The following is a 26,954-nucleotide window of genomic DNA, read 5'->3' on the forward strand; positions in this document are numbered from 1 at the left end:
GTTCCTTTGAAAGCAGTACATGGGCAGTGCGTAGACAATTTGTTTATAAGTCATTTGTTCCTTAATGAGGAACATTGTTCCTAAATACTGTGAAAAAAATTACCCTCGGAATCCAAGGTGTTTGGAGATTTCACGAGCGTAAAAGACGACGCGATCCATGCAAAACTTCACTTTCTCTTCATCCATGCGCATCGTTGGGCCGGATACGCTGAGACCGGCGACGGACTCGCCATTGTGGTTGAGAATGGGAGCTGCGACACAGTATATGCCGGGCTCATGCTCTTCTTTGTCAAGCGAGTAGCCTTTTTCTCGGATTTCCTGGAGATTCGCGAACAGATCATCGATCGTGGTGATCGTGTTTTCGGTAAACTTCTTCAGACCCTTCTGCTCGACGATTTTTCTGACGTCACTCTCCGGAATATGGGCAATGATCGCTTTTCCGACACCCGTGCAATGAACGGGGGCACGTTTGCCGATCAGCGAATACATGCGGATGGTGTAAGGGCTTTCAATTTTTTCAATATAGACCACTTCTCCATCCTCCAGCACGACCAAATGGGAGGTTTCGCCCGTTTCCTGCACCAGCCGGCTCATGATCGGGTTGGCAATTTTTCGTATTTCCAATGATTGTGATACGATCGACCCCAGTTCAATCAGCTTCAGACCGAGAAGATAACGCTCGCTAAGCGGGTCTTGTCTGACGAATCCCTGGTTTTTCAGGGAAGAGAGCAAGCGGTGTACAGTGCTTTTCGCGAGTTCCATCCGGTTGGATAATTCAGTAATACCCAAGCCGTCCACATTTTCCTTGAGCAGGTTTAAAATGTGCAGAGCTCTATCGACGGATTGAACCGAAGAGGTATCTCTTGGAGTCTTGATCTTTCTCCACCTCCTGATTGTTCCATAATAAGGAACAGTGTTCCTATTTCGTATTCTCTGAATTCATTATAAAAATAGTCGAATCTCATTGTCAATAAAAATCGAGAAAACGATTTCAATGAAAGTGCATACTACTGATAGGAAAAATGAGTCAATGCGAGAGGGGGGAACAGTGATGAGGAAAAACTTTATCCGCTACTTGATCTATGTATTTGTGGCCGTGGCTGTGCTGGTAGCGATTGCCGCCTGGTATCTCGATCCGTATCAGCCGGATGATGCCGCGATGCAGGCTATGCGTGACGGGGATGGCGTCAACGTAACTGAACGAGGGGGGCTGATCGTCTTTGAAGGCGGTGAAAATATTCCTCCCGGGATCATCCTGTATCCGGGCGGATTGGTCGGTCCGGAGAGCTATGCGCCTCTTGCCAGGCTGATGGCTATGTCCGGCCATCGGACCGTTATTGTGAAAATGCCGCTGAATCTTGCCTTTACCGGGGTTGACCGTGCGAATGATGTGCTGCTGGCTTATCCGGAGGAACCGTTCGTGATCGGCGGGCATTCACTCGGCGGGACGATGGCCTCACGGTATGCAGCCAGTCATCCCGAGCGTGTCTTGGGGACTTTTTTTCTGGCATCGTATCCCGATCAAAAAGGGAGCTTGAAGGAAAAAACCATTCCGGTGCTGTCTCTGATCGGATCAAGAGACGGTGTGGTGAACAGCTCGGCCTATGAAATGGCCCGTCAGTATCTCCCTGACAATACGGTCTACTTGAAGATTCCCGGGGGCAATCATGCTCAATTCGGAAGCTATGGGGCCCAAAAAGGAGACCAGCCCGCCGCAATTCCCCCGGGAGACCAGTGGCAGCAGACCGCCGCTGTGCTGAAGGAATGGATGAAATCGACGGTCGCCGGATTGGATCGAAAATGAAATGACAGCCGTCTCATTGCCTGTCGATTCCGCGGTGTATCGCCGGCTCAGAGATGATCCCGGAAACCACCCCTGTAATGCGTATGTTTTCGGAGGGCAGGATCAGAGGCGGAAGATCGTTCGTGCAGGTAAAAACGCATTCTACCGGATTGACGTCTTTGGCAATACGAACGATATACTGTCCCTCTTGACGTACGAGGACGGGCCTGCCTGTGATCGGTTCCATGGAAAAATCAGAGATGAGCAGGGCATCTCCGCTGGAAATGCCGAGTCCGGCAAGACCGTCGTCCTGCATCAGCAAGGCAAAGCGGGCTACATGATAGCTCGCTGCGGCAATCCAGGGCATCAAGGAAAGCTCTTCGTCATCCAAAGACAAGTCAAAAAAGCGGGAGCTGTAAGCGTCTCCGGCCAAAAATACTTTTTTCATTCCGAACTCCTTTTTCCTTTTTATCGGTTTATTACCAATTGATGGGGTGGCCTTTTGCGTAAAGCCTGCCCAGCAAGCGGTCGAATCTTTTTTGGGCCAGGGCGAGAGGAACGCGAAAGATTCGGGCCAGCAAAAAGGGAGCCTCATAGCGGTTGCAGTTTTCCAGCAGTGGCACAAACATCGGAAACGGCATGAGCAGATGCTCGGCAAAGTGATTCGCTTGCGCTTCCTGCCAATGGATCATCGATGTGCTCCCTATCGGCTGGATTCCTTCATGCAGCAGCAGATGTCCAAGCTCATGGGCGATTTTTTCCCGTCTCGAAGGCAGAGGGAGGCGCTCGTCTACAGCGATCACGTAGCGGTTGGGCAGATAGGGATGCGGATGCGCCCGACTGCGTCCGGTGATGTTCCACAGCTCGATCCCGTACGCTGCACAAAGCTCGGTCAGGTGAATCTCTTCCGGCTGCTTGATGTCATGAAGCTCCAATAAATCATAGACGCGCGACTCTAGCCAGGTCTGCGGCTCGAAGACGTCGGAGACTAGTGAGAACATGAGTGACGACCTCCTTGATTAGGGAACGTTTGTTCGTTTTTGTGGCGGAAAGAATGCCCCTGTTAAGAGAGAGTCCTGCAAAAGTCCACCTAATATCTGTAAACCGTAACCCTAGTGCCCTTAGGTACTGGGGTTTTAAGTATCGAGAATGTAGCTGTAGTGGGGAGAAGCATGTTTCCGATCTGCGCTCCGGTCTACGTCCTGCAAGGATGTGAAACTGTCCGCTCCACAGCGATCCCGGGGGAAGCGCAAAACGGCGCGCAGCTCCGGGGTTTACTCATAGATTGCGCTTCTGTTTCCCCGGGCTCGCTGTTCCGCTTGGCTGGACTCCGCCAGTCGCTCCGCCTGGAAACATGCTTCTCCTCCGAAACAGTAGGTTTTCAACAGGCTGAAACCCAATGCCCCTTCGACACTGGGTTTGTTGTACAATGAAAAGAAAACGAAAGAGTTGGAACCATTGCTACAGCCCTCTAAACAAATCACGGCATCCTTCCATGCCGAATTATATAAACTAATTCCCGCGGATCACCCTTTACGTAAAATCAATGAAATCGTAGATTTCACATTCATTCATGAGTTGGTTCGTTCCTCTTATTGTGAGCATTACGGAAGACCTGCTAACGAACCCGAACTCCTGTTTCGTCTATTGTTTTTACAAGTTCTCTACAATCTTTCGGATGAACGCATCATTCAGGAAACGCAGGTAAACCTCGCTTATAAGTGGTTTTTAGGTTTAAATCCAGAAGATCCCCTTCCTGACCCCTCTCAATTATCCCGCTTTCGTAATCATCGGTTAGGGGCCGGAGCCGTGGATGAGGTGCTTAAATCAGTTGTACGTCAGTGCATCGAAAAAGGACTTGTGAAGTCAAAGACGATCATCATGGATTCCACCCATACACTGGCAGCTTCACAAAAACAAAAGCCGCTTGAAGTACTGCGGGATGCGGCGAAGCGCTTATTCCGTGTTGTGGTGAAAAAGCATCCAAAACTCGAAAAGAAACTCCCACGGTTACCGGAGTTGAAGAAAGATCAAGAGGATGCTGAGAAGATCATGCTTCACTACTTGGCGGAACTTGGAGAGACTGTCGAGACTTTGTTACCCGATCATGAGGGTTCCATCTCGGAGAAGGTCAAGATCGCCAAGGCCATCGTGGAAGACGAACGTCTCCTCGCCAATAAAGGTATTATGTCGGCCATTGATCCAGATGCACGCTTTGGATGGAAGAGTAATACGAAATCCTTTTTTGGCTACAAAGAGCATATTGCCATGACCGAAGAAGAAATCATTACGGCTGTGGAGGTCACCGGAGGAAGTACGGATGACGGAAAACAATTCAAACAACTTTTGAACCAATCGCTTGACGTAGGAATAGAAGTACAAGAAGTGATTGCTGACACCGCATATTCGGGTAAAGATAACTTGGACGAGATGAAAGCCAAGAAGATTCAACCCGTCGTCCCACTAAACCCAATCGTACATAACGGAGGGCTAAGGCAAGAAGGTTTTGAGTACAACAAGGATGCAGACTTTGTTATTTGTCCGGCAGGACAACATAGTATCCGAAAGGCTGTCCAAGGAAGCAAGAGTGGCAAAAGTCGTTCTCTCGTTTTCTACTTCGATACGGAGAAATGTAAGACATGCCCACTTAGGGAAGGCTGTTTCAAACCAGGAGCGAAGAGCAAGACCTACTCCATCCGGATCGTGGCGGAAACCTACAAGGCGCAAATCGAGTTTGAAAACAGCGATACGTTCAAAGAACGTATTCGTCGCAGATCGATTATTGAGCACAAAAATGCTGAATTAAAAAGGTATCATGGGATGACCAAGGCCAAGTACCGTGGTCTCTTTCGTATGCGAATACAGGCAATACTTACGACTTTCGTCGTAAATGTAAAACGGATGATAAAATTGGCAGAAAAAATGCAGCCCGCCTCTTAAAGGAGAATGGGCTGCATTTTTCGTTAAAGTCCTTTTTTGTAAAAAATAGTGTGGGTTACCCGATCCGCAAACCTCAAAAGAGGTATTTTGCAGGCCTCTCTTAAGAGGGGCTATTTTTATTTTTCTCTTTTTATTTTTTCCGTAATCGCATACAGGGATGGAGTGCGGGATTCTTTCACCTGATGAACCCGCATCTGTTTTTTCAAATCATACCAGTATCGGCGAATCTCTTTTTTCTCTTCTTCGGACGCTTCCAGATAACCGTCGAGAAAATAATAGTCATCCGGGTCGTCGATTTTTTCCTGCAGCAAATCCTCCAATGATCGGTTGTGGCTCTGGACCGCGGCAGCAGAGGAGGAAGCAAGCTCATCGTCCACGCGGCCAAGCAGCCAGTCTGTGGAGACCTGAAGGATGTCTGCCAACTGCGCCAGCATCTCATTTGGCGGTGAACTGTGGTTGTTTTCGTAGTTGCTGATCGTGCCTTTGGTTGTCTGGACTTTTTCCGCCAGTTCTTCCTGCGTCAGTCCTTTTGCCTTGCGGGCTGTTCGTAAGCGCTGGGAGAGCATGAACGAACCAGTCCTTCCTGTTAGTGAGTACAACTATATTGTACATGATTGGAGATATTTAGGGAAGTGTGTATGAAAAAATTGTGATAAATGTATTGACTAACAAGATACTTGTACTTTATGATCGGATTGTCCTGTATGAATGTGGAAAAAGTACAAATATCCTGTAAGTGAGGAGTGAGATGATGGAAACATGGTTTGCATTTTCTACAGCAAAAGTAAATTGGCCGGCTACACAGCGGAGAGTGAAAAAAGCGCTCGATCTGGCGCGCGATTTTATTCGCATGGGATTTCATCCGGGGATCGAGGCACGGACGACAGCGGGCTGGCACTCAACACCCTCTACGGTCACGAACAAGTTTCGCAGCAGCACAGAGGACGCAGCCGTCCGCAACGCGACGATCGAACAGGAGCGGCGGGAGTACGTCGAGCGAATCCTCGCAGCGGTCAATCGCCTGTCTTCCCGGGAACGGGAGCTGATCTGGACGCGCTGGTTTGACGGCGAGGACCGGACGGATATAGAGGCCTACATCATGCTGAATATGACGCATTCATCGTACTACCGGACCCGCAGCAGTGCGTTTCGCAAGCTGGCCGGGGGGCTTGGCATGGAAGTATATCACGAAGAGGAGAGTCCCGCGTGAAACGATTTCGAAACGGATGCGGCACACATGTTTTTCCTCTGCTTGTTACGATGGCAGTGTGACATTGTGTGAAAGGAGGGATGAGTGATGGAGGAATTGCATCTGGAGTCGATCTTGCAGCAGGGGCCGTTCGCGGCTCTTTTTGTTTGGCTCTTGTTTTATGTGATGAGAGCCAACCGGGAGCGGGAAAACCGCTTGCAAGACCTGCTGGACAAGTTCAGCGAAAAATACGACGTGATTATCGGCGAGCTGCGCGATATCAAAGAAAAGGTAGGTGAGTAACGTGAAACCAACACGCATAGGAAAGTGGAGGCGTCTGGCTGTTTGGGGGTGCCTGATCCTGGTGGTCATGACGATGCCCGGCTTTAGCCAGACGGCCCACGCGCATGAAATCATTGAATTGTTTCAGAGGAGCTACAATCCGAATCCTGAGCCGGAAAGCCCCGAAAGGACGCAACAAGCGCTTGATTACATTTCCAAGAGAAAAAAGGACAGGATGTCACACACAAGCGCTAGTGCGGCACGGCAGCCTCAAGCTGGTGCGGCTGCGGTCCGCGATACGTTTGAACCGAATGACGACTATCCGGAAGCCTACCCGGCAAAAAACGGGTATTCTTACTTGTCATTGCTTTCGACAGAGTCCGATTTCGATTATTACCGCTATGACTCCGGAACCTACTCCGGCATGTTGACGGTCAAGCTTACCGTCCCGAAAGACAAGAACTACGACCTGATCGTCATGGAAGGGACCAGCAAAAACGTCGGCTCAAGTCTCGGGCGGGAACCGGGGGCGGCGGAGAAGGTTGCCTTCGAGGCTAAAGCCGGGACAACGTATTATTTTGTCGTCTTCAGCATGGATCAGCACTTCAGCACGACGGACCGATACAACCTCATAGTCGGCAACCCGTCCGAGCTCGCATGGGGAACGCCGGTAGATATCGATGTTCCGGAAGGCGTGGTGCCGGGTTATCGGATTACGGCTCCGGCGACGGGAAATTTCCGCTTTTTCACATCTCCTTATGCGGGGACGGGATTGCCAAACGACACGCTGCTTTTGCTTTTCGAGGATGAGCTTATGCAAAAACTGTTGGGCGGAAATGACAATGCGTCAGAAGATACCGTCTTTTCAGAGCTTGACGTCAATCTGACCAAAGGCTTGACCTACTACCTGTACGTGGCTCCTTCGGCAAACGACGGCCAGGTCCACGCCAGGCTGACGGCTGCATCCAAGCCGAATGTGTCCGCAGAAGTCCCGATTCTGCACGAAACCGAAGCCAACGACGGCAGCGTGGCGGAGCAGCAGATCATCACACTGGAGGGAAGCGTATTTGCTCCAACTGTCTCCTCGCGCCGGGTCAGCTTCAACAACCTTCCGGAAGGCTTGGAGACCCAGGTGGTCAGACTGAACGATAAACAGCTGGCAATCCGTTTCAGCGGAAAAGCGCTCTCGCATGAAAACAAGGATTCCGGCGAAGCATCCGTGACTATCTACAAGGAGGCGATTGTCGGGGCTCTGGAGGATGTGACGACGAATCCGTTCTCCTTTGCGTTTACCGACACGCCTGCTGTCACCCTGCAGGCACCCAGGGATCTGGACGTCGCTGCCTCGCAGTATCAGCTCATAAAATTTACCCCGCCCGCGACGGGTACCTATGAGATTTACACCGACTATTTTCTGGGAAATCCCGCGGAGGGCACCAGCGATACGATCCTCTCGGTCTACGAGGACTACGAGCGGACCCGCCATCTGGCGACCAATGACGACGGCAAGAAGCCGCCTTTTTCCAGTGTCACCCTGCTTCTGAACGGAGGACAGAACTACTTCCTCAGCGTGTCAGGCTGGAACGGGAAAGCAGTTCACGCCAGGCTCGCTGTCCGCTACCTCGGCGTCGAGTACGTGTACAACGAAAAAGGGCTGCTTGTCCAGATGAAGCAGGACGGCAAAGTCCTCGTCGATTTCTACTACGACAATAACGGAAATTTGATACGAAAAGTCGTTCGCTAGAAGAACGAAAAGGAGGCAAACTATGAGACGAAACAAGTCAATCGGCATCGGCTTCAAGCTGCTTTTGTCGGCGGCTTTGCTGATTCCAAGCGTCGTTCAGGCCCAAGGGGCGGTGCAAAACGGGCTGCTCCATAGCGGCAAGGCGAATGCAGCCCCTGACGCAACGAAGCTGCCGAGCACAAAGGAATGGCTGGCGCAATTCACCAAGGCTGCCCAGGAGACAGCCGAAACGACGCTCGAACCGGCAGAAATTCCTTCCTATAAGGACGAGGAGATCAGGGCAATGGAGTGGGACCCGTTTGCCGCCGACGCGATCATCCGCATGAAGGCTGAGCTGGATCGCACCAGCCTGCAGGTAGCCGCCTGGTTTTATCCCCAGGTGGACCGGCTGCTGTCCCACAATGAAAAGGTAGAGAAGTACGGCTGGACCGATCGGGATGTGATGGGAGTGATTGCAAAGATCCCGGCAGATAAGTATGACAGACTGGTCAAAGAGGTTCCGGTCGTCGGAGAGCGTTACCGCAAGTGGCAAAGCATGCAGGCAAAGCAGGTTGAAAAAGAAAAAGTAGAAAAAGCTACCGTTTCGAAGCAGGCAAAAGAGACGGATTCAGCCAAGGCTCCTAATGCGAGGGTGTCTGATCCTGACCTGCCGGATGCCGTGTACGATCCGACCGGGCTTACGTATCAATACAAGCGTTCGATTGATTCGCCGGTAGACGATGTACGCCGGTCTTCCACTATCACAGAGACAGACCTCGTCCTCGAAGGCAAGCACGGGATGGATTTGAGGCTGGAGCGGACCTATTCGCAGTTTGATTCCATTCTGCAGCGCTTCTATTACAGCACCCGTGGCAACCGGAGTACCACAATCGGCAACAAGCATGCACATACGTACCATATGCCGTTAGGTTGGAAACTGAATATCCCCATGTTCGAAGAGATGGATCATGGAGATACGAGTTGTAATTACTCTTCAAGCAGTTCTCAATACGTGTGCGACTATCGAGGAGAAGGAACACGCTATATCTTTACACTGGATGACGGAACGGTACTAGAGTCTTCGTCAAAGAAAGGGGACTGGGTGAACTATCCTTACAGCGGTGCAGAAATGTATTACTACAAAGATAAACCGTCCCAAAATGGCGTCAAAGAAATTGCTACACTCAACTACAATGGCTACTCTTATCAATTTACAAAGGAAAACTTTGACTCTGAAGTATCTGAGTCGATAGATGTCATTACCAAAAGAAACGCATATGGGGATACAATTGTGTACAAAATTCCGGCAAACCGCGACCCAATCGTGATCACGGATAGTGTCGGACGATACATTGAATTAAAAAAGGCGGGCATCATCCAGCATATCAAGGTGTATGCCGACTCCACCAAGAGCAAACTGTTGAAGCATATCGAGTATGCATGGGGAACAGACACGACTCCAGACCGGATCATCGAGCATGATATTAACGGAGGAGGCAGCAAGGTTATTGCGGAGTACTCCTACCTTGATCCCTATTTATTTGGACAAGCCGAGTTTAACCTTCGTGGAAGCTACTATCTGCCTGCGACAAACGAACAGATTCCACTGGACTACAATGGAATAGAGAATTCAACCTATCTGAAGGAAGACAGGAACGCACGAGACTACGTGAACTATCAACTGCTCCATCAAGTAAAGTATCCAGTAGAAGGTCTTACAATGACCTACTCCTACAGCTCCTATGATCCAAATGCGGATGATTTTCTGAGCCGCGGCGTCGTCCGGAATTATTACGACAAAGAAAAGCTCACCTATGTCACATACCATCCGGTGACCTCCGTTAATATCCGTTTTGCCAAGACGCCGCACCCCGATCGTCCGGCTACAGAAACGTATTCGAAAACCATCTACTATCCAATCACGAATAAAGAGATATGGAAAACGAAGAAGGACGAATCTGTCCGATTGAAAAATCAGACGAAGCGAGACGGAGCGGTCGCAGTCTCCCGGATCGTGCAGGAAGGCATGCCCAACCAGGAAAAAACGTTTGCAGTCAATCCAGATAAAACGTTCTTGCTCCGCTCTGTCAAAACCTACATCGGCACAGGGGCGGACACGGACAAGATCAAAGGCAGTCTCAACATGACTGCGGATGGAAAAACGTATCGCTACCACCCGGTATCGTATGTGAGCCACATGTATCGCGGCAGAGAAACGAAGCCTCTTTACACATACGAGTTTCTCGGAAGGCCCGCTTCCATGACGCCGGACGCCGACGTGTATCAGTTCTTGCTCTCGCCAGATGTGGCAAGTGTGGAGAAGGTAAGAAAAAGACTGGCACAGTACGCACAGGTGACAGAATACAGCTACAATGCGTACGGCGATCTGGTCAAGCTCATCGATCCAAAAGGAAATACGACCAGTTGGACGTATCTGCCGCCGACGACATTTCGCCTTCGCCTGCTTTCGGAGATGAGCCGAACTGCCGCAGACAATCCAAAGCATTTTCACAAGGAAACCTTTACGTACAACGCTGACAAGCTGCTGGAGGAGGAATACATCCTCGATTCCTACCCGGACGGTGCCGACATCAAAACCGAGGGAATCGGACGATTTTACACCTACGAGAACAAGCGGATATCCTCCATTCAGCATATGACGATCGGTTTGGACAATAAAAACCTGGTCCAAAACTTCCCTGCCTACGACAGGTACGAGCTGAATCCGACCGAAATCAATATGCAGGTCGAGACTTCCCCTGGAGTCAAAACAAAGCTGACCTACCGCTTCGCCTACGACGAGCTGGGCAGAGTCACTGGGCGCACCTACCCAGACCAAAGCCAGGCTGCCTACGAATACGACTTCCTCGGACGGCTCACGCGCGAGCAATTTGCCAATAAGGGGGAAACCCGCGCAATCACCTACAGCTACGACGATGACAAACGCAAGGTGACAATGACCCTGCCGGACGGCACGAAGAAGTTCACCCATTTTACTCCCGGCGGTGAAGTGGAATACGAAGGCCAGATTGGAACGAACGGTCAAATCCGCCCGCTGCAATACAACACCTATTCGCCAGATGGAGAGCGCTTGCTGTCGAGTGCTCCTTACGCCATGGACAACCGGGCGACCACATATGTATACAATGAGGACGGCTCGCTCTGGCAACAACGCGAACCTGTCGGCACGACAATCTACCTGCGGGCGAATGCCCTCGTGGACGCTGGCAACAGCCGCTACCTCCCGACTGATACGGGCAAGAGCCTGGGACCAAACGGACTTGGAACAACCCAGTTTTACGATAGACACGGCCAACTGGAAAAAGAGATCAGCGAGACGGCGGACGGACAGCAAAAGCGCACCACTGCCTATGTGTACAACGCATTCGGACAGCTCTCGCGCAAGACGGAGCAGGAACAGAGCGGAACGTCGCGCTCCTGGTCGTACCGCTACAATCCAAGCGATAAGCTCGTATATCTGCTCGATCCCGAAAAGAACGAGTACCGATACGGCTACGACCCATATGGAAACCTTATCCAAGTAACGGAAAACAACACCCAGACGACCAAGTACCACTACAATGCCCTTTCCTGGAAAATCAGCGAAACGGACGTTTCATCTGGAGCCGCGGAGACATTCGGCTACACCCCGAACGGCAAAGTTTCGGTGTTCACGGACAAAGCGGGCAACCGCCACGAGTACGCGTACACGCCGTTTTACGAGCTGTCCGAGCTGACGACAAAAGACACGGCCGGTACGGTGAAAAACCGGGAAACCAAAGAGTATTACCCGAATACGTCTTTGGTAAAGAAAGAAACCAACAGCAATGGCCCGAACATCCAGTCCACCAGCCCGCTGTATCGCGAGTTGTTCTACACCTACGATCCGTTTCTGCGGATGAACAGCTTCACGGCATTTGGCAGACTCTATCAGATTCGCCATACGGACGCCGACGACCAGATGGATCAGTTGATCTACCCTGGAAATAAAGCGGTTTCGTACCGCTATGATGACGCTATGCGCTTGACAGAGGTTACCAGTCCGGGACTGGACGGCACCCCGAAGACCGTTCGCTACGCGTATGAGCTCAGCGACGCGGGAGACACCTACACCCTGACCTATCCAAACGGCGTGAGCCTGGTGCGCAAGCGGGATTCGTTCGGCCAGGTCGACACACTGAAGCATTTCAAGAGCGGCACGTCTGTATGGCAGGAGAAGAACAGCTACTCTTTCGGCAACGTGACGAGCATTGAGCGAAACGGCACGACCTACCGCTACGAGTACGACAAAGTGGACCGCTTGACGAAGGAAAATGTGCCAGCGGGAGAGAATCGTTATTCGTATAACGGCCGAGGCAGCCGAATGACCTTTGAAGGCACGCTGCCGGCGATGCCAAGTACAGCCACCTACACCTTTGACGAGCGCAACCGCCTGAGAGGCGTCACCAATGAAAAGACGGGAGCCAAGGCGGAATATACGTACTATCCGGACGGCCTCCGTGCGACGAAGACAGCAGATGGCGGCGAAACCCGCTACGTGTACCTGAACGGCAGAGTCATCGAGGAGCTGGACAAAAACGGCCAGCTGAAAGCCCAGAATATTTGGGGGAATGAGCTGCTCTCCCGAAAGGACGTTGCGGCGAACAAGCGCGGCTACTATCTGTACAACAGCCACGGGGATGTCGTGAAGGTCGTTGGGGAGAACGGCGAGGAACTAAACCGCTACGAGTATGATACGTGGGGGAATCTCACGGCGAAAACGGAGGGGATGTCCAACCCGTTTACCTATAGCGGGGAGATCTTGGATGGCGAGACCGGGTTCTACTATCTGCGGGCGAGGTACTACGACCCGACGGTGGGGCGGTTTATTTCGGAGGATACGTATAAGGGGCAAGTGGATAATCCGCTCACACTGAATCGGTATACGTATGTGCATAATAATCCGTTAGTTAATATTGACCCAACCGGTAACTACTGTGTTTCCGCAAATGGTAAAAATGCTCACGGAGGAGATTGTAATTCAGACAGCAGTATATATTTAGGTGAAGACAGGGACTTTGTAGGTCGACCAATTTTGGATAATGGTAAGATCAAAGGATATATTGGCGTATCTGGACCAGGAAATGGTTCAGCGGATTATTGGTCTACTTACAAAGATGATTACAGCTATGTTAGATGGGTAAGTGGTGACAATGATTATTACTATAGTCTAGAAAGTTCTACACAGCAGAGACTCAAGTACAAGCTACTGTCAGGCTATATGAAAGAACAGATTGAAATGGGGTTTCCTGATTTTATAGCAGGTCTTGATTTTGCAAAAAATGTTAGATCTGGATCAGGAATCGTCTTAAGTTTTGCAAAAAAAGGAGGAAATATAGGGAAGCAATACAAAGGTACCCCTAGAAATAATCAAGCTCAAAATAAACAGGTAAGAGACATTGTCACCAAATATAAATTAAATAAAGATCAACAAAGAAAATTACACGATGAAATTTCAGGACAAAATTATGATTTCCATACTATTGAAGAAATTGCAAAAGAAATAAAAGCAGGGAGATTTTAAATTTTTGAAAGAAAGGTGTAAAATGAAAAAAATAATTGAGAAAAAATTACAGGTTTTGATTGGATTACCGGTTGAGAATGCAGGAAGATCGGGGAACCTAACGTGGTTTAGTTTCGGTAAAACAAAAAAAATAACCTCTCTAAGAGGTATTGAAAAAAGAGTGGGAGAGCATACCCTAAATGTTCAATGCTCATGGAGGATCACAAAAGAACATGAAATAATTGTTGCTTCGAAAGACATATATATACCCAACAAGGAATGGGTGGGAAAGGATGAAGAATTTGTATGGGATAAACCGGGGATGAATCGGTATGATGAGCGAATTATAAAATTCAAGGCTTTAAATATATTAGTGGATAAAATTGAAGCTGATGATCTTGGTGGTATAAAAGTTTATTTTAGTGATCGATATTTGTTAGAATTATTCCCTGATAGTTCATCAGAGGAGGAGTTCTGGAGATTCTTTGTCCCTGGAGAACTGAACTCGCATTTTGTTGTAAAGGGTAGCGGAATTGAAGACTAGTATTGGAACCCCAGACGAATAATTTTGATATTCGTCTGGGGAATTTTTGCGGTTTATTTAAGATTCTATGTAAAAGTCGGCGTTACTAGACTCTCCATACGGATGAAGGGAGCAGAATTTAAAATCTTAATAAAAGCGCTGGAGAAGATGAAATGAAAATAACAATTGATTTTTGGGAGTTAGTTACAATTGGAATAGAGAGGATTTTTAAGGGAAGTGAATCAGAAGAAAAAATTATCGAATTACTAGGCGAACCAGAAATCTATACTCTCGAGAGAAAATCCTACCCAACATTTATGATTTATGGATGTTTAGAATTTCGTCTCTGTCACCGCCGGGTTAAAATTGACCCAGGTTCGCCGGAATGAAAATGACCCACCCCTGTAGAATACCTCTCTCTGAAATTACCGACCAAAGTAGCTTCAGAGGGGAGACATATGCTAAGGAGTGGGACTGTGATCAGATTACACGAACTTCAAGTGAGCGGCAAGAGTATCCGCGAAATCACAAGGGAAACGGGTCATTCCCGTAATACCATACGAAAATACCTCCGCGCAGAAGGAATTCCGGAACCTCGTCCGCGTAAGAAGAGAGTCTCAAAACTCGATCCGTTCAAAGCCTTGCTGGATCTATACCTCGAAAAGGGAATTTTCAATTGTGAAGTGCTGCTGCGTCTCTTGAAAGAGCGAGGTTACACGGGGGGCATTACGATCATCAAGGACTATGTGAAGCCCCGTCGACCTCCAAAACAGGCACCTGCGGTGCAACGCTATGAGACAAAAGCCGGACACCAAGCCCAAGTGGACTGGAAGATTTGCGAGTACATCGATTTAAACGGTGAAGTGCGTAAAATCCCCGTTTTTACGATGGTGTTGGGTTACTCCCGAGCGATGTACATCGAATTTACAAAGCGCTGTGACATCCACAGTTTCTTACGCTGCTTGATGAACGGTTTGGAATACTTCGGCGGTGTTCCAAAGACCATGCTAACCGACCAAATGAAGACCGTTATTCTTGGCATGGGCGATGATCGAAAGCCGAGATGGCATCCGTTGTTTGAAGATTTTGCTGCGGCTATCGGCTTGATCCCCAAAGTTTGCCGCGTACGACGTCCCCAAACGAAAGGAAAGGTCGAGAGAAGCGTTCAGTTCATCGAGCAGAACTTCATGCCAGGGCGATCATTCACCGATCTTGGTGACCTAAATCGCCAAGCCAGACACTGGTGCGATGAGCAAAACCGTCGTATCCACGGTACAACTGGGGAAAGACCGATCGATCGCTTGGCACAAGAGAAGCTCGGTATGCTTCCGTCTCCGGAACGATGGGCAAAGTACCGGTTTGAACCGAGGAAAGTAAGCCGTGACGGATTTGTGAGCTACGACGGCGTTCGTTATGGCGTTCCATGGCGGTATAGCGGACGTGAAGTAAAGGTACGAGAGGTAAACAGATTCGTCGAAATATACTGCGAGAAGCAGCTCATCGCCCGGCACGAGAAGCAGTACCAATCCCGAAGGCTAGTGATGTGTGAGGACCAATACACGAATTTGAGTACAGCTCAGGGATATGCTTATCCAAAGCCGCAAGGCGTTCAGATTCCTGTACAAGACGTGGAAGTGCGTCCGTTGGACGTGTATGAACGTCTTGTGGAGGTGGGCGCATGATTGAGCTCGAACAAGCCCGCCAGCGTCTGGAGGAACTTGGTTTGGGTCAAGCCGCCCAATCGCTTGATGCCAAGCTGGAAGCTGCCAGCCGGAGCCAAAGCACGTATCTCTCTTTCCTCAATGATCTACTGGACGCTGAGATTCAGGATCGCCAGCGCCGAAATGTAGAGGTCCGCATGAAGCTGTCTCACCTCCCTTATCGGCGTACGCTCAACGAATTCGACTTCTCGTTTCAACCGGGGATTGATGAACGACTGATTCGTGAACTGGCTGCGCTGACGTTCGTTGGGAGGCAAGAAAACGTGTTGTTTCTCGGGCCTCCCGGCGTGGGGAAAACGCATTTAGCCGTTGCTATCGCTATGGAGGCCATTGGACAAGGATTGCCTGTGTATTTCGTCTCTCTCGCGCAGCTCGTGGGCGATTTACGAAAAGCTTATGAAGAGAATCGCCTGGACAAACGAATGAGGGTATATCTCAGGCCACGCATCCTCATCGTGGACGAGGTGGGCTACCTCCCCCTCGATCCGCTCGCTGCAAACCTGTTTTTTCAGTTGGTTTGTGCACGCTACGAGAAAGGAAGCATGATTCTGACTAGCAACAAGAGCTTTGGCGAATGGGGCGAACTCATGGGCGATCCCGTTCTTGCTACAGCTGTTCTCGACCGCTTATTGCATCACTCCCACGTCGTGAACATCCGGGGGAACAGCTACCGGCTCAAAGAAAAACTAAAAACCGGAATCTATTCGACACCAGGCGCACAGGTGGGTCAAAATTATACCGGCGCTCGTGGGTCAAATTAATTCCGGCGTTGACAGTCTCCGAGAGAATAAATTAGAGACAGTTGTAATCACTTTTAATGAAGAAGAGTTAAATCTACCAAATAGAATGGTAATAGAAAATATACCTGAGAGGCAAATGCTAAAGACGGACTTTATCAGGAAGATATTAGTAGATAAAGGTGTAAAGTGGACTCTCGATAGTATTATGTCAGATGAATATCAAGAAAATTATATTTCGGAAAAAGGTGTTCGTTTTGTATTTGATTTAGTGGAATCGGGAGTATTATCTAAAATAGGAATTGAGTTAAACTACAAAGCAAAATAACAACTTTTAACCCCAAACGAGTAATCCAAACTCGTCTGGGGTTTCTTTTTTGCCCTTGTAGCCGCCTACGAAGGGGAGAAGTTATTGAGGCACTTTCTTTAAATAGAGTCTGTAAAATATTTTGTGTAAACTCTCAACCTCTAAACTACAATTAGGAGTAGAAAGGTTGGGAGATTTTTATGATGTCAAAAGAGCAGATCAAGCAGTGGATCAAAGAGAAAAACATGAAGTCAGTGGACGACGTACAGTCAGCGTTAAAGGATCTATTCGCAGACACAATCCAAGAAATGCTGGAAGCTGAAATCGAGTCCTCTCTTGGATACGCCAAGCATGACATGAAAAACAAGCGGACAACCAACAGTCGCAATGGGTATAGCAAGAAAACCGTCCGTTCTGAGTACGGGGATGTCGACATCCAAGTCCCTCGGGATCGAGAGGGTGATTTTGAACCAAACATTGTAAAGAAACATCAATCCAATGTTACAGGGATCGAAGATCAAATTCTTGCCCTCTATGCCAAAGGCGTATCCACACGCGATATCCAAGACCATCTGCAGCAGCTCTATGGCATCGAAGTCTCACCAACGCTCATATCAAATGTAACGAATAAGATTGTACCGATGATCAAAGAGTGGCAAAATCGCCCCTTGCAAGCGGTTTATGCTGTTGTTTTCCTTGACGCCATTCACTTTAAGGTAAAACAGGACGGAGCTATCGTCAATAAAGCCGCCTATATGGTCATTGGTATTGACCTTGACGGTCATAAAGATGTGCTTGGGATCTGGATTGGGGAGAATGAATCGGCAAAATTCTGGCTGCATGTCCTCAACGAACTGAAAAATCGTGGAGTCCAGGATATTCTCATTACAAGCGTCGATAATCTTCGTGGCTTTACAGAAGCCATCTCTGCATGTTATCCGAAGACGGAGATTCAGAAATGTGTTATCCATCAAATCCGAAATTCCATCAAGTATGTTTGTGAATGCTAATCTAATAATTGACCACCTAGTGGTACATTGCTCATAAAAAAGTTGACCACCTGAGCACCTCTTTCCTGTATCTTGAAGTTGTCGGACCACAAGATATAGGAGGAAAGGAAATGCTTCAGATGGCTAATTACGAGTTTATCAGGAAACAACACATTCTGCTAGGAAAGTCGATTCGCCAAATTTCTCGAGAGACCGGCTATTCCCGTCAAGTGATACGAAAGGCTTTGAAATCCTCTGAGATTCCTGTGTATCAGCTTTCAAAACCGAAGCCAAAGCCAGTCATTGATTCTGTCAAGCCCATCATCTTGGAGTGGCTGCATCAAGATGAACAAGCTCCCCCGAAGCAGCGTCATACTGCCAAACGCATTTACCAGAGACTCGTTGACGAACATGGATTCACCGGCGGTGAATCTACTGTACGACGCTACGTCAGAGAGTTGCGGGTTTCTCCCCCTAAAGCATTTGTCCCTCTCGATTTCCCGCCAGGGCGCTTTGCTCAATTTGACTGGGGTGAGGTTACGGTTCATTTACAAGGGAAACAAGTAAAGGTTCAAGTCTTTTGTATGCGTTGCACATACAGCAGAAAGATTTTTATCAAAACATTTGCTCATCAGAAGCAAGAGGCTCTTCTCCAAGGTCATGTAGATGCTTTTGAATTTTTCGGTGCTGTTCCCCAAGTCATCACATACGACAACCTGACAACAGCCGTTAAGAAGGTATTGGAGGGTAAAAATCGCGAGGAACAAGAGCGATTTACTCAGCTACGTGCCCACTACCTGTTTGAAAGCTATTTCTGTGATCCCGGAAAAGGGCATCAAAAAGGCCAGGTGGAAAACCTCGTACAGTTTGCTCAGAGGCAATTTTTTACCCCTGTACCCAGTGTTTCTTCTCTGGAGGAGCTCAATCAAATCCTCCTCGAAAAATGTATCTCTTACGAGAATACAACCGTTCCAAGGTCTTCACTAACGGTTGGAGAAGCATTTGCTCAAGAGTTGCCTATCATGCTTCCATTGCCTCCACGGCCATTGGATTGTTTCCGTGTTGTACCCGTGAAAAGCAATACGCTATCCATGATCCACATTGAGAAAAATGCCTATTCCGTCCCCGTTTCCTATGCATCGACCCAGCTTACTTGCCGAGTGTTTGCTGAAAAAGTTGAGGTGTATCACGGAAAAAGCCTGATTGCGACGCATGAGCGGTGTTTGGAAAAGGGAAAGGAGATTTTGCAATACGATCATTATCTGGATTTACTTCTTATTCGTCCAGGAGCAGTTCTTTATGCTAGACCATTGCATCAGGCAGGATTACCCGCCATTTACCAAAAGTTCTTGGACAAGTGCCGCAACCGACCAGGAGGGATGAAGGAGTTCGTTCGACTCTTGCTTTTGCACCGTGAATTCGATACTTCTCTTGTCGAAGAAGCACTGGAGGAGGCCTGCCAAAAAGGGATGTTCCAATATGATGCCGTAAGGCAATTATTGTTTCAGCGAACATTGCCGGAATACCGTCTACCCCAACTCTCGTTGGTGGAGGATAGCTCTGTTCCACGTATTCAGGTAAAGGCCCCAGATCTTAGCCAGTACAATCGTTTGTTACAGAAAAGGAGTGTGGTTCATTGAGTACGAGTTTCTTGCTTGAAACCTATGCGAAACGCCTTCGCTTACCTGCGATTAAACGTGTCTATAAGGAAATTGCCCATGATGCTGCTGAACGGCAAATTCCCTACGAGGAGTTCCTCTTAGCCCTACTAGAGCAAGAAGTTCAGCAAAGGGATGCTAACCAAATCGCCAGTCGCATCAAGCATGCCAAATTCCCTTCTATGAAAACGCTCGATCAATTTGAATTCTCAGCCATTCCGTCTCTCAACAAGCCCAAATTGCTTCAACTGGCTCGCTGTGAGTACATCGAAAAGACAGAGAACATCATGTTTATCGGAAACTCTGGCACTGGCAAAACTCATCTCTCCATTGCACTCGGGAAGGAAGCTTGCCATCATGGCTATTCCGTCCAGTTTTGGACTGCCGCTAAAATATGCAATGAGCTTATGGAAGCTCAGTCCCAAAAGCGAATTCTCCAGCTAGAGAGGCAATGGTTGAAAACAGATTTGATTATTTTGGATGAAGTCGGGTTTGTCCCTCTGAGTCGGACCGGGGCGGAGTTATTATTCCAATTTTGTGCGGCCCGCTATGAGAAAGGAAGCATGATCATTACCAGTAATCTGGAATTTACGGAATGGACACAGATTTTCAAAGATGAGCAAATGACGTCAGCCCTGGTTGATCGGCTTACCCATCGTGCCCACATCTTTGCAATGAATGGGGACAGTTATCGCTTTAAACAGAGCATTCAAAGATCGTGATCATGAAAAAGTTACCCACCCGACGGGTGGATTGATTTTTGCCATGGTGGTCAATTTTTTGATGAGCACTGTGGTCAACATTTTGGTTGACATTCACATATGTTTCCTATAAGGATCTCAAAAAGATCACGTCCGAGCTAAAACCTATCTATAAGGCTCCAACGGAGCAAGCCGCGTTGGAAGAACTCGATCAGTTTGAACAAACCTGGGGCAGTAGATATCCCTTGATGGTTCGTTCCTGGCGGAATAACTGGGACGAGATTGCCACTTTCTTTAAATATCCTCCAGAGATTCGAAAGCTGATTTATACAACTAACGTGATCGAGAGTTATCATCGACAGCTTCGAAAGGTGACAAAAGGAAAAGCCATGTTTCCCACAGATGATGCCCTTTTGAAGATGTTATATCTCGTAACCATGGATGTTCTACGAAAGTGGACGGGACGAGTTCAGAACTGGGGCCAGATTCTCTTACAGCTATCCGTTTTCTTTGAAGATCGGGTACAGCCGTACATCCGTTAACAAATGAAAGGCTTCATCCCCGAAGGGATTATCTTTCTCTCCACCAACGCGTCAAGGGTTCGCTTCGCCTTTCGCCCTTGACTCTATTGGTTTCGAAAAATGGCCCAATTAGGGGGATGAAACCTTTTCATATATTGGTTGATTGAGTTTACACAAAAATCTTGACAGACCCACAAGGTTGCTTCAATCACATGAATTATTTAAAGGTCTCCCTTTAAAAATGGGATGAGAATGTAGATGTTAGGGCATTTGTGTAGTTCTAAAAAACAGTCTATGAGGAGTTAGTCCCTTATTTCTTCGGATCCAAACAGGGAAAGGGGAAATTAATTGATTATTACCCCAAACGAGTAATCCGCGCTCGTCTGGGGTTTTCTTTATTTGACCTCGCGAAAAAAAGAAAAGTGCTACAAGAGGTGAAGACAGTTTTTTAAATATTAGGTGTGAAGTATTGCACATCGCTCTTTTTTGTTACCCCTAATTGAAATTGATCAGTTGTTGATAAAATGAAGCGGAATTAATGGCATATCACATATACTACCACTTTGTTAATGTCCACATATGGAGGACGTAGCCAAAGAGTAAGCGCAGAGAAAGCTTTTCTTTTGGGTACTTGTAGCACCGTGTTGAAATAGAGATCTCCCCCATTGAAATACCTCCATGCAAAATCGCTAGTGTGTTGAAAGCCCGTGTCCGAATCGCTATGATCAGGGAAAGGAGGAGATGCAATGCCCGTGGATCGCCGAGAAGCCGAATTTCACGGCATCCGCTCGAAGTAGAGCCGTTTATAGCTCTTGTTTTCAAGGAGGTAAAACATGGATAAAATTTTACCGAAAGAAGCGGCGTTAAAGAAGAAATGGTAGCCTAAAGATACCATAGCGGCGGGTTATCGTCATACCGTCGCCCTTAAAGCGGACGGCACGGTGACGGCTGTGGGTGATAATAGATATGGCCAATGCGATGTAAGCGGCTGGTGCGACATGGTGGCGGTTGCGGCGGGTAATGCTCATACGGGCAATGCTCATACAATCAGGCTGAAAGCGGACGGTACGGTGGCGGCTGTGGGGTGGAATGAGCATGGCCAATGCAATGTAAGCGGCTGGCGCGATATTGTGGCGGTAGCGGCGGGTTGCGCTCATACGATCGGGCTTAAAACGGACGGCACGGTAGTTGCTGTGGGCAATAATCAATACGGTCAATGTGATGTAAGCGGTTGGCGTGACATCCGACTGCCCGGCAATTAGTTTTCTTTTACATATTGTCTGGTGGATTGCAGAATTGCATCTCGGTTATACACAACAACCGGGTATGGTTTTTGATCACTGCGGATAATTTCGGCCTTGCGTCTCGATAAGGCCCGTTTCACGGTCTCCCATACGAAACCAATCCAGACTCTGGTCTAGCTGCAATCGATGATATAGGGGGAATGCCAGTCCATAACGGCGTACAGGTACATCCAGCCGACCTTCATTGGATTTTCTTCTTTCGTAATTTTCAGTATGGTTCAACATTTTTCCTCAATTGTAAACTTTTTTCTGCTGGTCGTCATACATCAAGAAACTCCTTTTTTGCTAACAAGCTTCTATGTAGCAGGATAAAGTGCCCCTGAGTCCGACCCAAGGGCACCTTTCCCGAAAACACCTGCACCTACAACCTAGGACTCACCAGAATCTTCACCTGATTTTTCTCTTTCAACAAAGCCTCAAAGCCTTGCTCCACGACATCATCCAGCTTGATTCGCTGGGTAACTAGCTTCTCGGCAGGGAAGAACCCTTTTTCCATCAAGCTGATGACGGCCGGGAATACATCGCGATACCCGATGATGCCTGTCATGGTCCGCTCCTTCATGACGATGTGGTTCGGTTTGATAGGCGCTTCTCTTTCGAAAATGCTGACAATCATGATCTGTCCGCCGATTTTGGTCGACTCGATCGCCTGGGTGAGAACAGGAGGAACGCCGGTCACCTCGAAGGCGACGTCGGCTCCGCCGCCTGTCCGTTTGTGAATTTCTTGGACGACATCGCACTCTTTCGGATCGAGGACGATCGCGCCCAGCTCTGCTGCTTTGAGCTTGCGTTCCGGCGACAGCTCGACGGCGTAAATGTCCGAGGCCCCGGAAGCCTTCAGTGCTTCGATGACGAGCAAGCCGATCGGTCCGGTACCGAACACGACAGCCTTGTCTCCGACCTTCAACTGGCTGGAGCGGACAGCGTAAAGCGCGACAGCGGACGGTTCGACCAGAGCGCCTTGCTCATAAGAGACGCTGTCGGGAATTTTATGGACCATGTGCTCATCGACGGCTACGTATTCCGAAAACCCGCCGCCACCGCCGGCGAGGCCGAGGAAGCCCATTTTGTCGCAAAGGTTGTATTTGCCTTGCTTGCACGCCGGGCATGTCCCGCACGCGAAGACGGGCTCGACGACGACGCGGTCGCCTGCTTTGATGGAGGTGACACCTTCTCCGACCTCTACGACTTGTCCGGAAAATTCATGTCCCATTACAATAGGGGCTTTTTCGTTTGTCAGCGGGTGGGCGGTGCCTTCCGGGATGAAAATCGGGCCTGCCACATATTCGTGCAGGTCGCTTCCGCAAATGCCGCACCATTCCACTCTGATTTTGACTTTCCCTTTGAGCGCTTGAGGTTCCGTAATTGTTTCCAAACGCAAGTCTTTTACGCCATGCCAGCGCAACGCTTTCATATCTTCCATCTCCTTGTCAGTTCGGATCATAAAAATAGAGTCCAGCAAGAAAAATAGGAAACGTTTCCGAAAATTAATATGTCATAAGTTTGATACATTGTCAAAGTGCTTTTTGAATGAAAGTGTTGGAATAAAATACCTTCCTGAAAAGCTTGATCACGGATGCTTTTGCGTGCGTCGATCCTTTTTTGCGGCAGGAGGGTCCGAGGCCCCGGTGTGCAGCCCGCCTCCCGTCAAAGCATCGCCTCCTATGATATAATAGATCGAGGCGACCGACGTTGGTTCGTATCGCAGAAAACGATTCCAATAAGGAAGGGACATCTCTCTTGGCCACAAAGAAAAAAGTAACGATTGAAGATGTAGCAAAGAAGGCAGGGGTAGGGATTGCCACCGTATCCCGGGCCATTAACAATAGCGGCGGGATCAGCCCGAAAACAAAGGCGCTGATCCTGCAAATAATCGAAGAAATGGGCTTTATTCCGAATACGTCAGCGCAAAGCCTGAAGGTGCGGCAAACGAATCAAATTGCTTTGGCCGTGCCGGATATCCGCAATGCAATCATTCCTGATATCGCCTGGTCTGTGGAGCAGACTGCCAAGCAGCACGGTTACCGTGTCGTGCAGATCAATACCTCCGGGAACGCCCGGGCCGAGCTGGAGATCGTGCGCGAGGTGAAAAAGCTGCATGTGGACGGGCTGATTATCATGCCGCTGGCTTATCCCAAAACGCTGGTCGACTTGATCAATAAAACAACCGTACCTGTCTCGATCATCAACTACGGAAAAAAGCTCGACGACAATGTGAAAGCGGATGTTGTCGGTCTGGCCAGTCAGGAAGGCCGCCTGGTCATGGAGCATCTGATCAAAATCGGGCGGACCCGGATCGCTTACGCGGGTGCTCCCAAGAACAAAATCGAGGAGCGCTACTTTGCCTATGAACAGTCTTTGCCGCAGGTCGATCCTTCCCTCGTCTATTTCGGCGAGGACTTCTCGTTTGAAACAGGCGTGCGTGCGGCTGATTACTTTTACAGCCTGAAACATATGCCGGATGCGATCTATGCGGTAAACGACATGGTGGCGATCGGGATCGTGAACCGGTTCAAGGAGCTGGGAGTTCGCGTCCCGGAGGATGTGGCGGTCGTGGGCATCGACAACAACCTGTGGACGACGGTCACAAGCCCGCAAATCAGCTCGGTGTCGATCATGGGGGGCGAAGTGGCTCGCCTGGCGACCGAGCTTTTGCTGAAGCGGATTCGCGACAACGGGGCCGGGGAATATGAACGCGTGCAGTTCGAGCCTCGGCTGATCGTGAGGGAGTCGAGCGTGGCTGTCATTCGCCAGTCTCCTTCGATCTCGTAAACGAAGCGGCGGGGCTGTACTGTACTGTACTGCCTTCGCATGAGCAGGCATGTCTCTGGGACAACGGCGAAAAACGTGTTACGATTTGCAAGTAGCATCATCCTGACGCGCTTAGCTGTTTTGCTTTTCGCAATGGAATGGCATTCGCGCCTGCAAAAAGCAGGCTAAAAACATGGCGAAGTCAGGTCGAAGCAATGATGGCAGCCTGCCATGTACATGCAGAAGGCAGCCATTTCGGACCGATTCATCTCCTATCCTATTAAAAGCACAGGTGAACAATATGCATATCTTATCAGTAGAAAACCTTTCCAAAGGCTACGGCGAGAAGGTCCTGTTCGACGGGATTTCCTTTCACATCGCGGAAGGCCAGCGGATTGGCCTGATCGGCGTTAACGGTACAGGCAAATCCTCGCTCCTGAAAATAATCGCGGGACTCGACACGGCAGACAGCGGGAAAGTAATCCACGCCAATCACTTCCGCGTCGAGTATCTGCCGCAAAACCCGAGCTTTGCGGAAAACTCCAGCGTCCTCGAACAAGTATTTTACGGCGACTCGCCGCTGATGCAGCTGCTGCGCGAATATGAGCAGGCGCTGGCGGAGCTGCAGGCAGATCCTGCCGATGAACAGAAACAGACCCGGATGCTCAGCCTGCAAGGCCGGATGGATACAGCGAACGCATGGGAGGCGAGCACGCTCGCAAAAACGATCCTGACGCAGCTCGGCATCCACGATTTTTCCCAGCAGGTCCAGGAGCTGTCCGGCGGGCAGCGCAAGCGGGTGGCGATGGCACGCGCGCTGATCCAGCCGGCGGACCTGCTCATCCTGGATGAGCCGACGAACCATATCGACAACGAAACGGTGGAGTGGCTGGAGGAATACCTTTCCCGCTACCAGGGAGCCCTTTTGCTTGTAACCCACGACCGCTACTTCCTGGACCGCGTCACGAACCGGATCTTTGAGCTTGACCGCGGCAAGCTTTACAGCTACGAGGGCAATTACGCGACCTTCTTGGAAAAAAGGGCGGAACGCGAAGAGAATGAAGCGGCTGCGGAGAGCAAACGGCAGAATCTGCTCAGACGGGAGCTGGCCTGGCTGCGCAGGGGGGCCAAGGCCCGCACGACCAAGCAGAAGGCTCGCGTCCAGCGGGCGGAAGAGCTGCGGGACAGACAGGTGGACGGACCGGCGGACAAGCTGGAAATGGCGCTGGGAGCGAGCCGCCTGGGGAAAAAGGTGCTGGAGATTGAGCACATTCGCAAAGGCTACGGCCCTAGGCAGCTCATCGACGATTTCAGCTACATCGTCCTGCCGCAAGACCGTGTCGGGATCATCGGTCCCAACGGCAGCGGAAAATCGACGCTGCTGAACATTCTGGCCGGCCGGCTTGCCCCTGATGCCGGAACGGTGGAAACGGGCCAGACCGTGAAGCTGGCCTATTACACGCAGGAAAACGTAGAGATGGATGAGAAGCTGCGGGTGATCGAGTACATCAAGGAAGCGGCGGAGGTCGTGCACACGAGTGACGGGGAAGTGATTACCGCTTCGCAAATGCTGGAGCGCTTTCTGTTTCCGCCGCATTTGCAGTGGACGCCGATCTCTCGCCTGTCCGGCGGGGAAAAGCGCCGCCTCTATCTGCTCCGCACGCTGATGGGAGAGCCCAACGTTCTCTTTTTGGACGAGCCGACGAACGATCTGGACATCCAGACGCTGAGCATTTTGGAAGACTATTTGGAGCAGTTCCCGGGGGCTGTCATTACCGTGTCCCACGACCGATATTTCCTCGACCGGACCGTGGACCATCTGTTTGCGTTTGAAGGCGAGGGGCGGATACGCCAGTTTACCGGAAACTACTCGGAGTACCTCGAGGTCCGGCGCAGAGAGCTGGAGCAGGAAGCTGCGGACAAGCGAAAAGCCGGGAAGGCGCAGGCGGAAGCCAAAGCGGCTGCAGCCGACGAGAAAAGCGCCTCCGGACGCGGAAACAACCGCACGCGCAAGCTCTCCTACAAGGACCAGAAGGAATGGGAGACAATCGAGGACAAGATCGCCGCGCTGGAGGCGAGAAGCGTGCAGCTCAAGCAGGAGATTGCCTCGGCAGGCAGCGATTACGGCAAAGTGGAGAAGCTGTACGCGGAAGAGCAGCAGGTTGCGGCAGACCTGGAGGCTGCGATCGAGCGCTGGGCCGAACTGTCCGCCTTGATCGAAGAGCTGGAACAAGGGAAATAACTGCCGATAACAGAAAAGAAACCCTTCCCGATTGCAGTATG

Annotated in this window: 20 protein-coding genes and 3 pseudogenes; 18 read left to right on the forward strand and 5 right to left on the reverse strand. The window is 49.7% G+C overall.

Features of this window, described 5'->3' with window-relative positions:
- Positions 1 to 99: 99 nt before the first annotated feature.
- Positions 100 to 894, reverse strand: coding sequence for an IclR family transcriptional regulator (locus NST96_RS06760; RefSeq protein WP_311135373.1), 795 nt, complete (start codon positions 892 to 894; stop codon positions 100 to 102).
- Between the two features lie 157 nt (positions 895 to 1,051).
- On the opposite strand from NST96_RS06760, the gene NST96_RS06765 reads away from it, so the two are divergent.
- Positions 1,052 to 1,804 (forward strand): alpha/beta fold hydrolase, encoded by a 753-nt coding sequence (locus tag NST96_RS06765; protein ID WP_031933487.1) that lies wholly within the window; start codon positions 1,052 to 1,054, stop codon positions 1,802 to 1,804.
- 13 nt (positions 1,805 to 1,817) lie between these two features.
- Here NST96_RS06765 and NST96_RS06770 read toward each other — a convergent pair whose 3' ends face one another.
- Both NST96_RS06770 and NST96_RS06775 read right to left on the reverse strand, forming a co-directional pair.
- The gene (locus NST96_RS06770; protein ID WP_003392118.1) at positions 1,818 to 2,231 is read right to left on the reverse strand and encodes a hypothetical protein; all 414 of its coding nucleotides are present in this window, start codon (positions 2,229 to 2,231) and stop codon (positions 1,818 to 1,820) included.
- 31 nt (positions 2,232 to 2,262) lie between these two features.
- Positions 2,263 to 2,784 (reverse strand): ImmA/IrrE family metallo-endopeptidase, encoded by a 522-nt coding sequence (locus NST96_RS06775; RefSeq protein ID WP_003392115.1) that lies wholly within the window; start codon positions 2,782 to 2,784, stop codon positions 2,263 to 2,265.
- A gap of 478 nt (positions 2,785 to 3,262) precedes the next feature.
- Between NST96_RS06775 and NST96_RS06780 the strand changes: the two genes are divergently transcribed.
- The gene (locus NST96_RS06780) at positions 3,263 to 4,723 is read left to right on the forward strand and encodes an IS1182 family transposase (RefSeq protein WP_327927883.1); all 1,461 of its coding nucleotides are present in this window, start codon (positions 3,263 to 3,265) and stop codon (positions 4,721 to 4,723) included.
- Between the two features lie 116 nt (positions 4,724 to 4,839).
- On the opposite strand, the gene NST96_RS06785 is transcribed toward NST96_RS06780, so the two are convergent.
- Complete coding sequence (locus NST96_RS06785) at positions 4,840 to 5,289, reverse strand: helix-turn-helix transcriptional regulator (protein WP_003392113.1); 450 nt, start codon at positions 5,287 to 5,289, stop codon at positions 4,840 to 4,842.
- Positions 5,290 to 5,474: 185 nt separating this feature from the next.
- Here NST96_RS06785 and NST96_RS06790 point away from each other — a divergent pair, with 185 nt between their 5' ends.
- The 14 genes and pseudogenes from NST96_RS06790 to NST96_RS06855 all read left to right on the forward strand — a co-directional run.
- Positions 5,475 to 5,933: an ArpU family phage packaging/lysis transcriptional regulator gene (locus NST96_RS06790; protein WP_024985526.1), complete on the forward strand. Its 459-nt coding sequence runs from the start codon at positions 5,475 to 5,477 to the stop codon at positions 5,931 to 5,933.
- An 87-nt stretch (positions 5,934 to 6,020) separates the two neighbouring features.
- Positions 6,021 to 6,215 carry a BhlA/UviB family holin-like peptide gene (locus tag NST96_RS06795; protein WP_003392110.1) on the forward strand — a complete coding sequence of 65 codons (195 nt, stop codon included), beginning with the start codon at positions 6,021 to 6,023 and terminating at the stop codon, positions 6,213 to 6,215.
- Between the two features lies 1 nt (position 6,216).
- Positions 6,217 to 7,938, forward strand: coding sequence for a hypothetical protein (locus NST96_RS06800; protein ID WP_172920236.1), 1,722 nt, complete (start codon positions 6,217 to 6,219; stop codon positions 7,936 to 7,938).
- Between the two features lie 22 nt (positions 7,939 to 7,960).
- Positions 7,961 to 13,480 (forward strand): RHS repeat-associated core domain-containing protein, encoded by a 5,520-nt coding sequence (locus NST96_RS06805; RefSeq protein WP_342405808.1) that lies wholly within the window; start codon positions 7,961 to 7,963, stop codon positions 13,478 to 13,480.
- 22 nt (positions 13,481 to 13,502) lie between these two features.
- Positions 13,503 to 14,003 carry a hypothetical protein gene (locus tag NST96_RS06810; protein ID WP_172920234.1) on the forward strand — a complete coding sequence of 167 codons (501 nt, stop codon included), beginning with the start codon at positions 13,503 to 13,505 and terminating at the stop codon, positions 14,001 to 14,003.
- Between the two features lie 152 nt (positions 14,004 to 14,155).
- The gene (locus NST96_RS06815; protein ID WP_340701174.1) at positions 14,156 to 14,371 is read left to right on the forward strand and encodes a hypothetical protein; all 216 of its coding nucleotides are present in this window, start codon (positions 14,156 to 14,158) and stop codon (positions 14,369 to 14,371) included.
- A 69-nt stretch (positions 14,372 to 14,440) separates the two neighbouring features.
- Complete coding sequence (gene istA, locus NST96_RS06820; protein ID WP_024982953.1) at positions 14,441 to 15,664, forward strand: IS21 family transposase; 1,224 nt, start codon at positions 14,441 to 14,443, stop codon at positions 15,662 to 15,664.
- The gene (gene istB / locus NST96_RS06825) at positions 15,661 to 16,464 is read left to right on the forward strand and encodes an IS21-like element helper ATPase IstB (RefSeq protein ID WP_024982952.1); all 804 of its coding nucleotides are present in this window, start codon (positions 15,661 to 15,663) and stop codon (positions 16,462 to 16,464) included. The genes istA (NST96_RS06820) and istB (NST96_RS06825) overlap by 4 nt, the downstream gene beginning before the upstream one ends.
- The gene (locus tag NST96_RS06830; protein ID WP_340701175.1) at positions 16,451 to 16,768 is read left to right on the forward strand and encodes a hypothetical protein; all 318 of its coding nucleotides are present in this window, start codon (positions 16,451 to 16,453) and stop codon (positions 16,766 to 16,768) included. The genes istB (NST96_RS06825) and NST96_RS06830 overlap by 14 nt, the downstream gene beginning before the upstream one ends.
- Before the next feature lie 182 nt (positions 16,769 to 16,950).
- A pseudogene (locus tag NST96_RS06835) lies at positions 16,951 to 17,745 on the forward strand (IS256 family transposase); the annotation flags it as partial.
- A gap of 122 nt (positions 17,746 to 17,867) precedes the next feature.
- Positions 17,868 to 19,376, forward strand: coding sequence for an IS21 family transposase (gene istA / locus NST96_RS06840; RefSeq protein ID WP_342405809.1), 1,509 nt, complete (start codon positions 17,868 to 17,870; stop codon positions 19,374 to 19,376).
- Entirely contained in the window at positions 19,373 to 20,116 is a 744-nt protein-coding gene (istB, locus tag NST96_RS06845; protein WP_342405810.1) for an IS21-like element helper ATPase IstB, read from the forward strand. The genes istA (NST96_RS06840) and istB (NST96_RS06845) overlap by 4 nt, the downstream gene beginning before the upstream one ends.
- A 98-nt stretch (positions 20,117 to 20,214) precedes the next feature.
- A pseudogene (locus NST96_RS06850) lies at positions 20,215 to 20,637 on the forward strand (transposase); the annotation flags it as partial.
- Positions 20,638 to 21,506: 869 nt separating this feature from the next.
- A pseudogene (locus tag NST96_RS06855) lies at positions 21,507 to 21,878 on the forward strand (chromosome condensation regulator); the annotation flags it as partial.
- 403 nt (positions 21,879 to 22,281) lie between these two features.
- Here NST96_RS06855 and NST96_RS06860 read toward each other — a convergent pair.
- The gene (locus NST96_RS06860; RefSeq protein WP_024983531.1) at positions 22,282 to 23,334 is read right to left on the reverse strand and encodes a 2,3-butanediol dehydrogenase; all 1,053 of its coding nucleotides are present in this window, start codon (positions 23,332 to 23,334) and stop codon (positions 22,282 to 22,284) included.
- Between the two features lie 326 nt (positions 23,335 to 23,660).
- Between NST96_RS06860 and NST96_RS06865 the strand changes: the two genes are divergently transcribed.
- Together NST96_RS06865 and NST96_RS06870 are read left to right on the forward strand one after the other, a co-directional pair.
- Positions 23,661 to 24,692: a LacI family DNA-binding transcriptional regulator gene (locus NST96_RS06865; protein ID WP_122958367.1), complete on the forward strand. Its 1,032-nt coding sequence runs from the start codon at positions 23,661 to 23,663 to the stop codon at positions 24,690 to 24,692.
- Positions 24,693 to 24,972: 280 nt separating this feature from the next.
- Complete coding sequence (locus NST96_RS06870) at positions 24,973 to 26,913, forward strand: ABC-F family ATP-binding cassette domain-containing protein (RefSeq protein WP_342405811.1); 1,941 nt, start codon at positions 24,973 to 24,975, stop codon at positions 26,911 to 26,913.
- Positions 26,914 to 26,954 lie beyond the last annotated feature (41 nt).

Origin of the sequence: Brevibacillus sp. FSL K6-2834, assembly GCF_038592925.1 — a bacterium.
GTDB classification, from domain to species: Bacteria; Bacillota; Bacilli; order Brevibacillales; family Brevibacillaceae; genus Brevibacillus; species Brevibacillus borstelensis.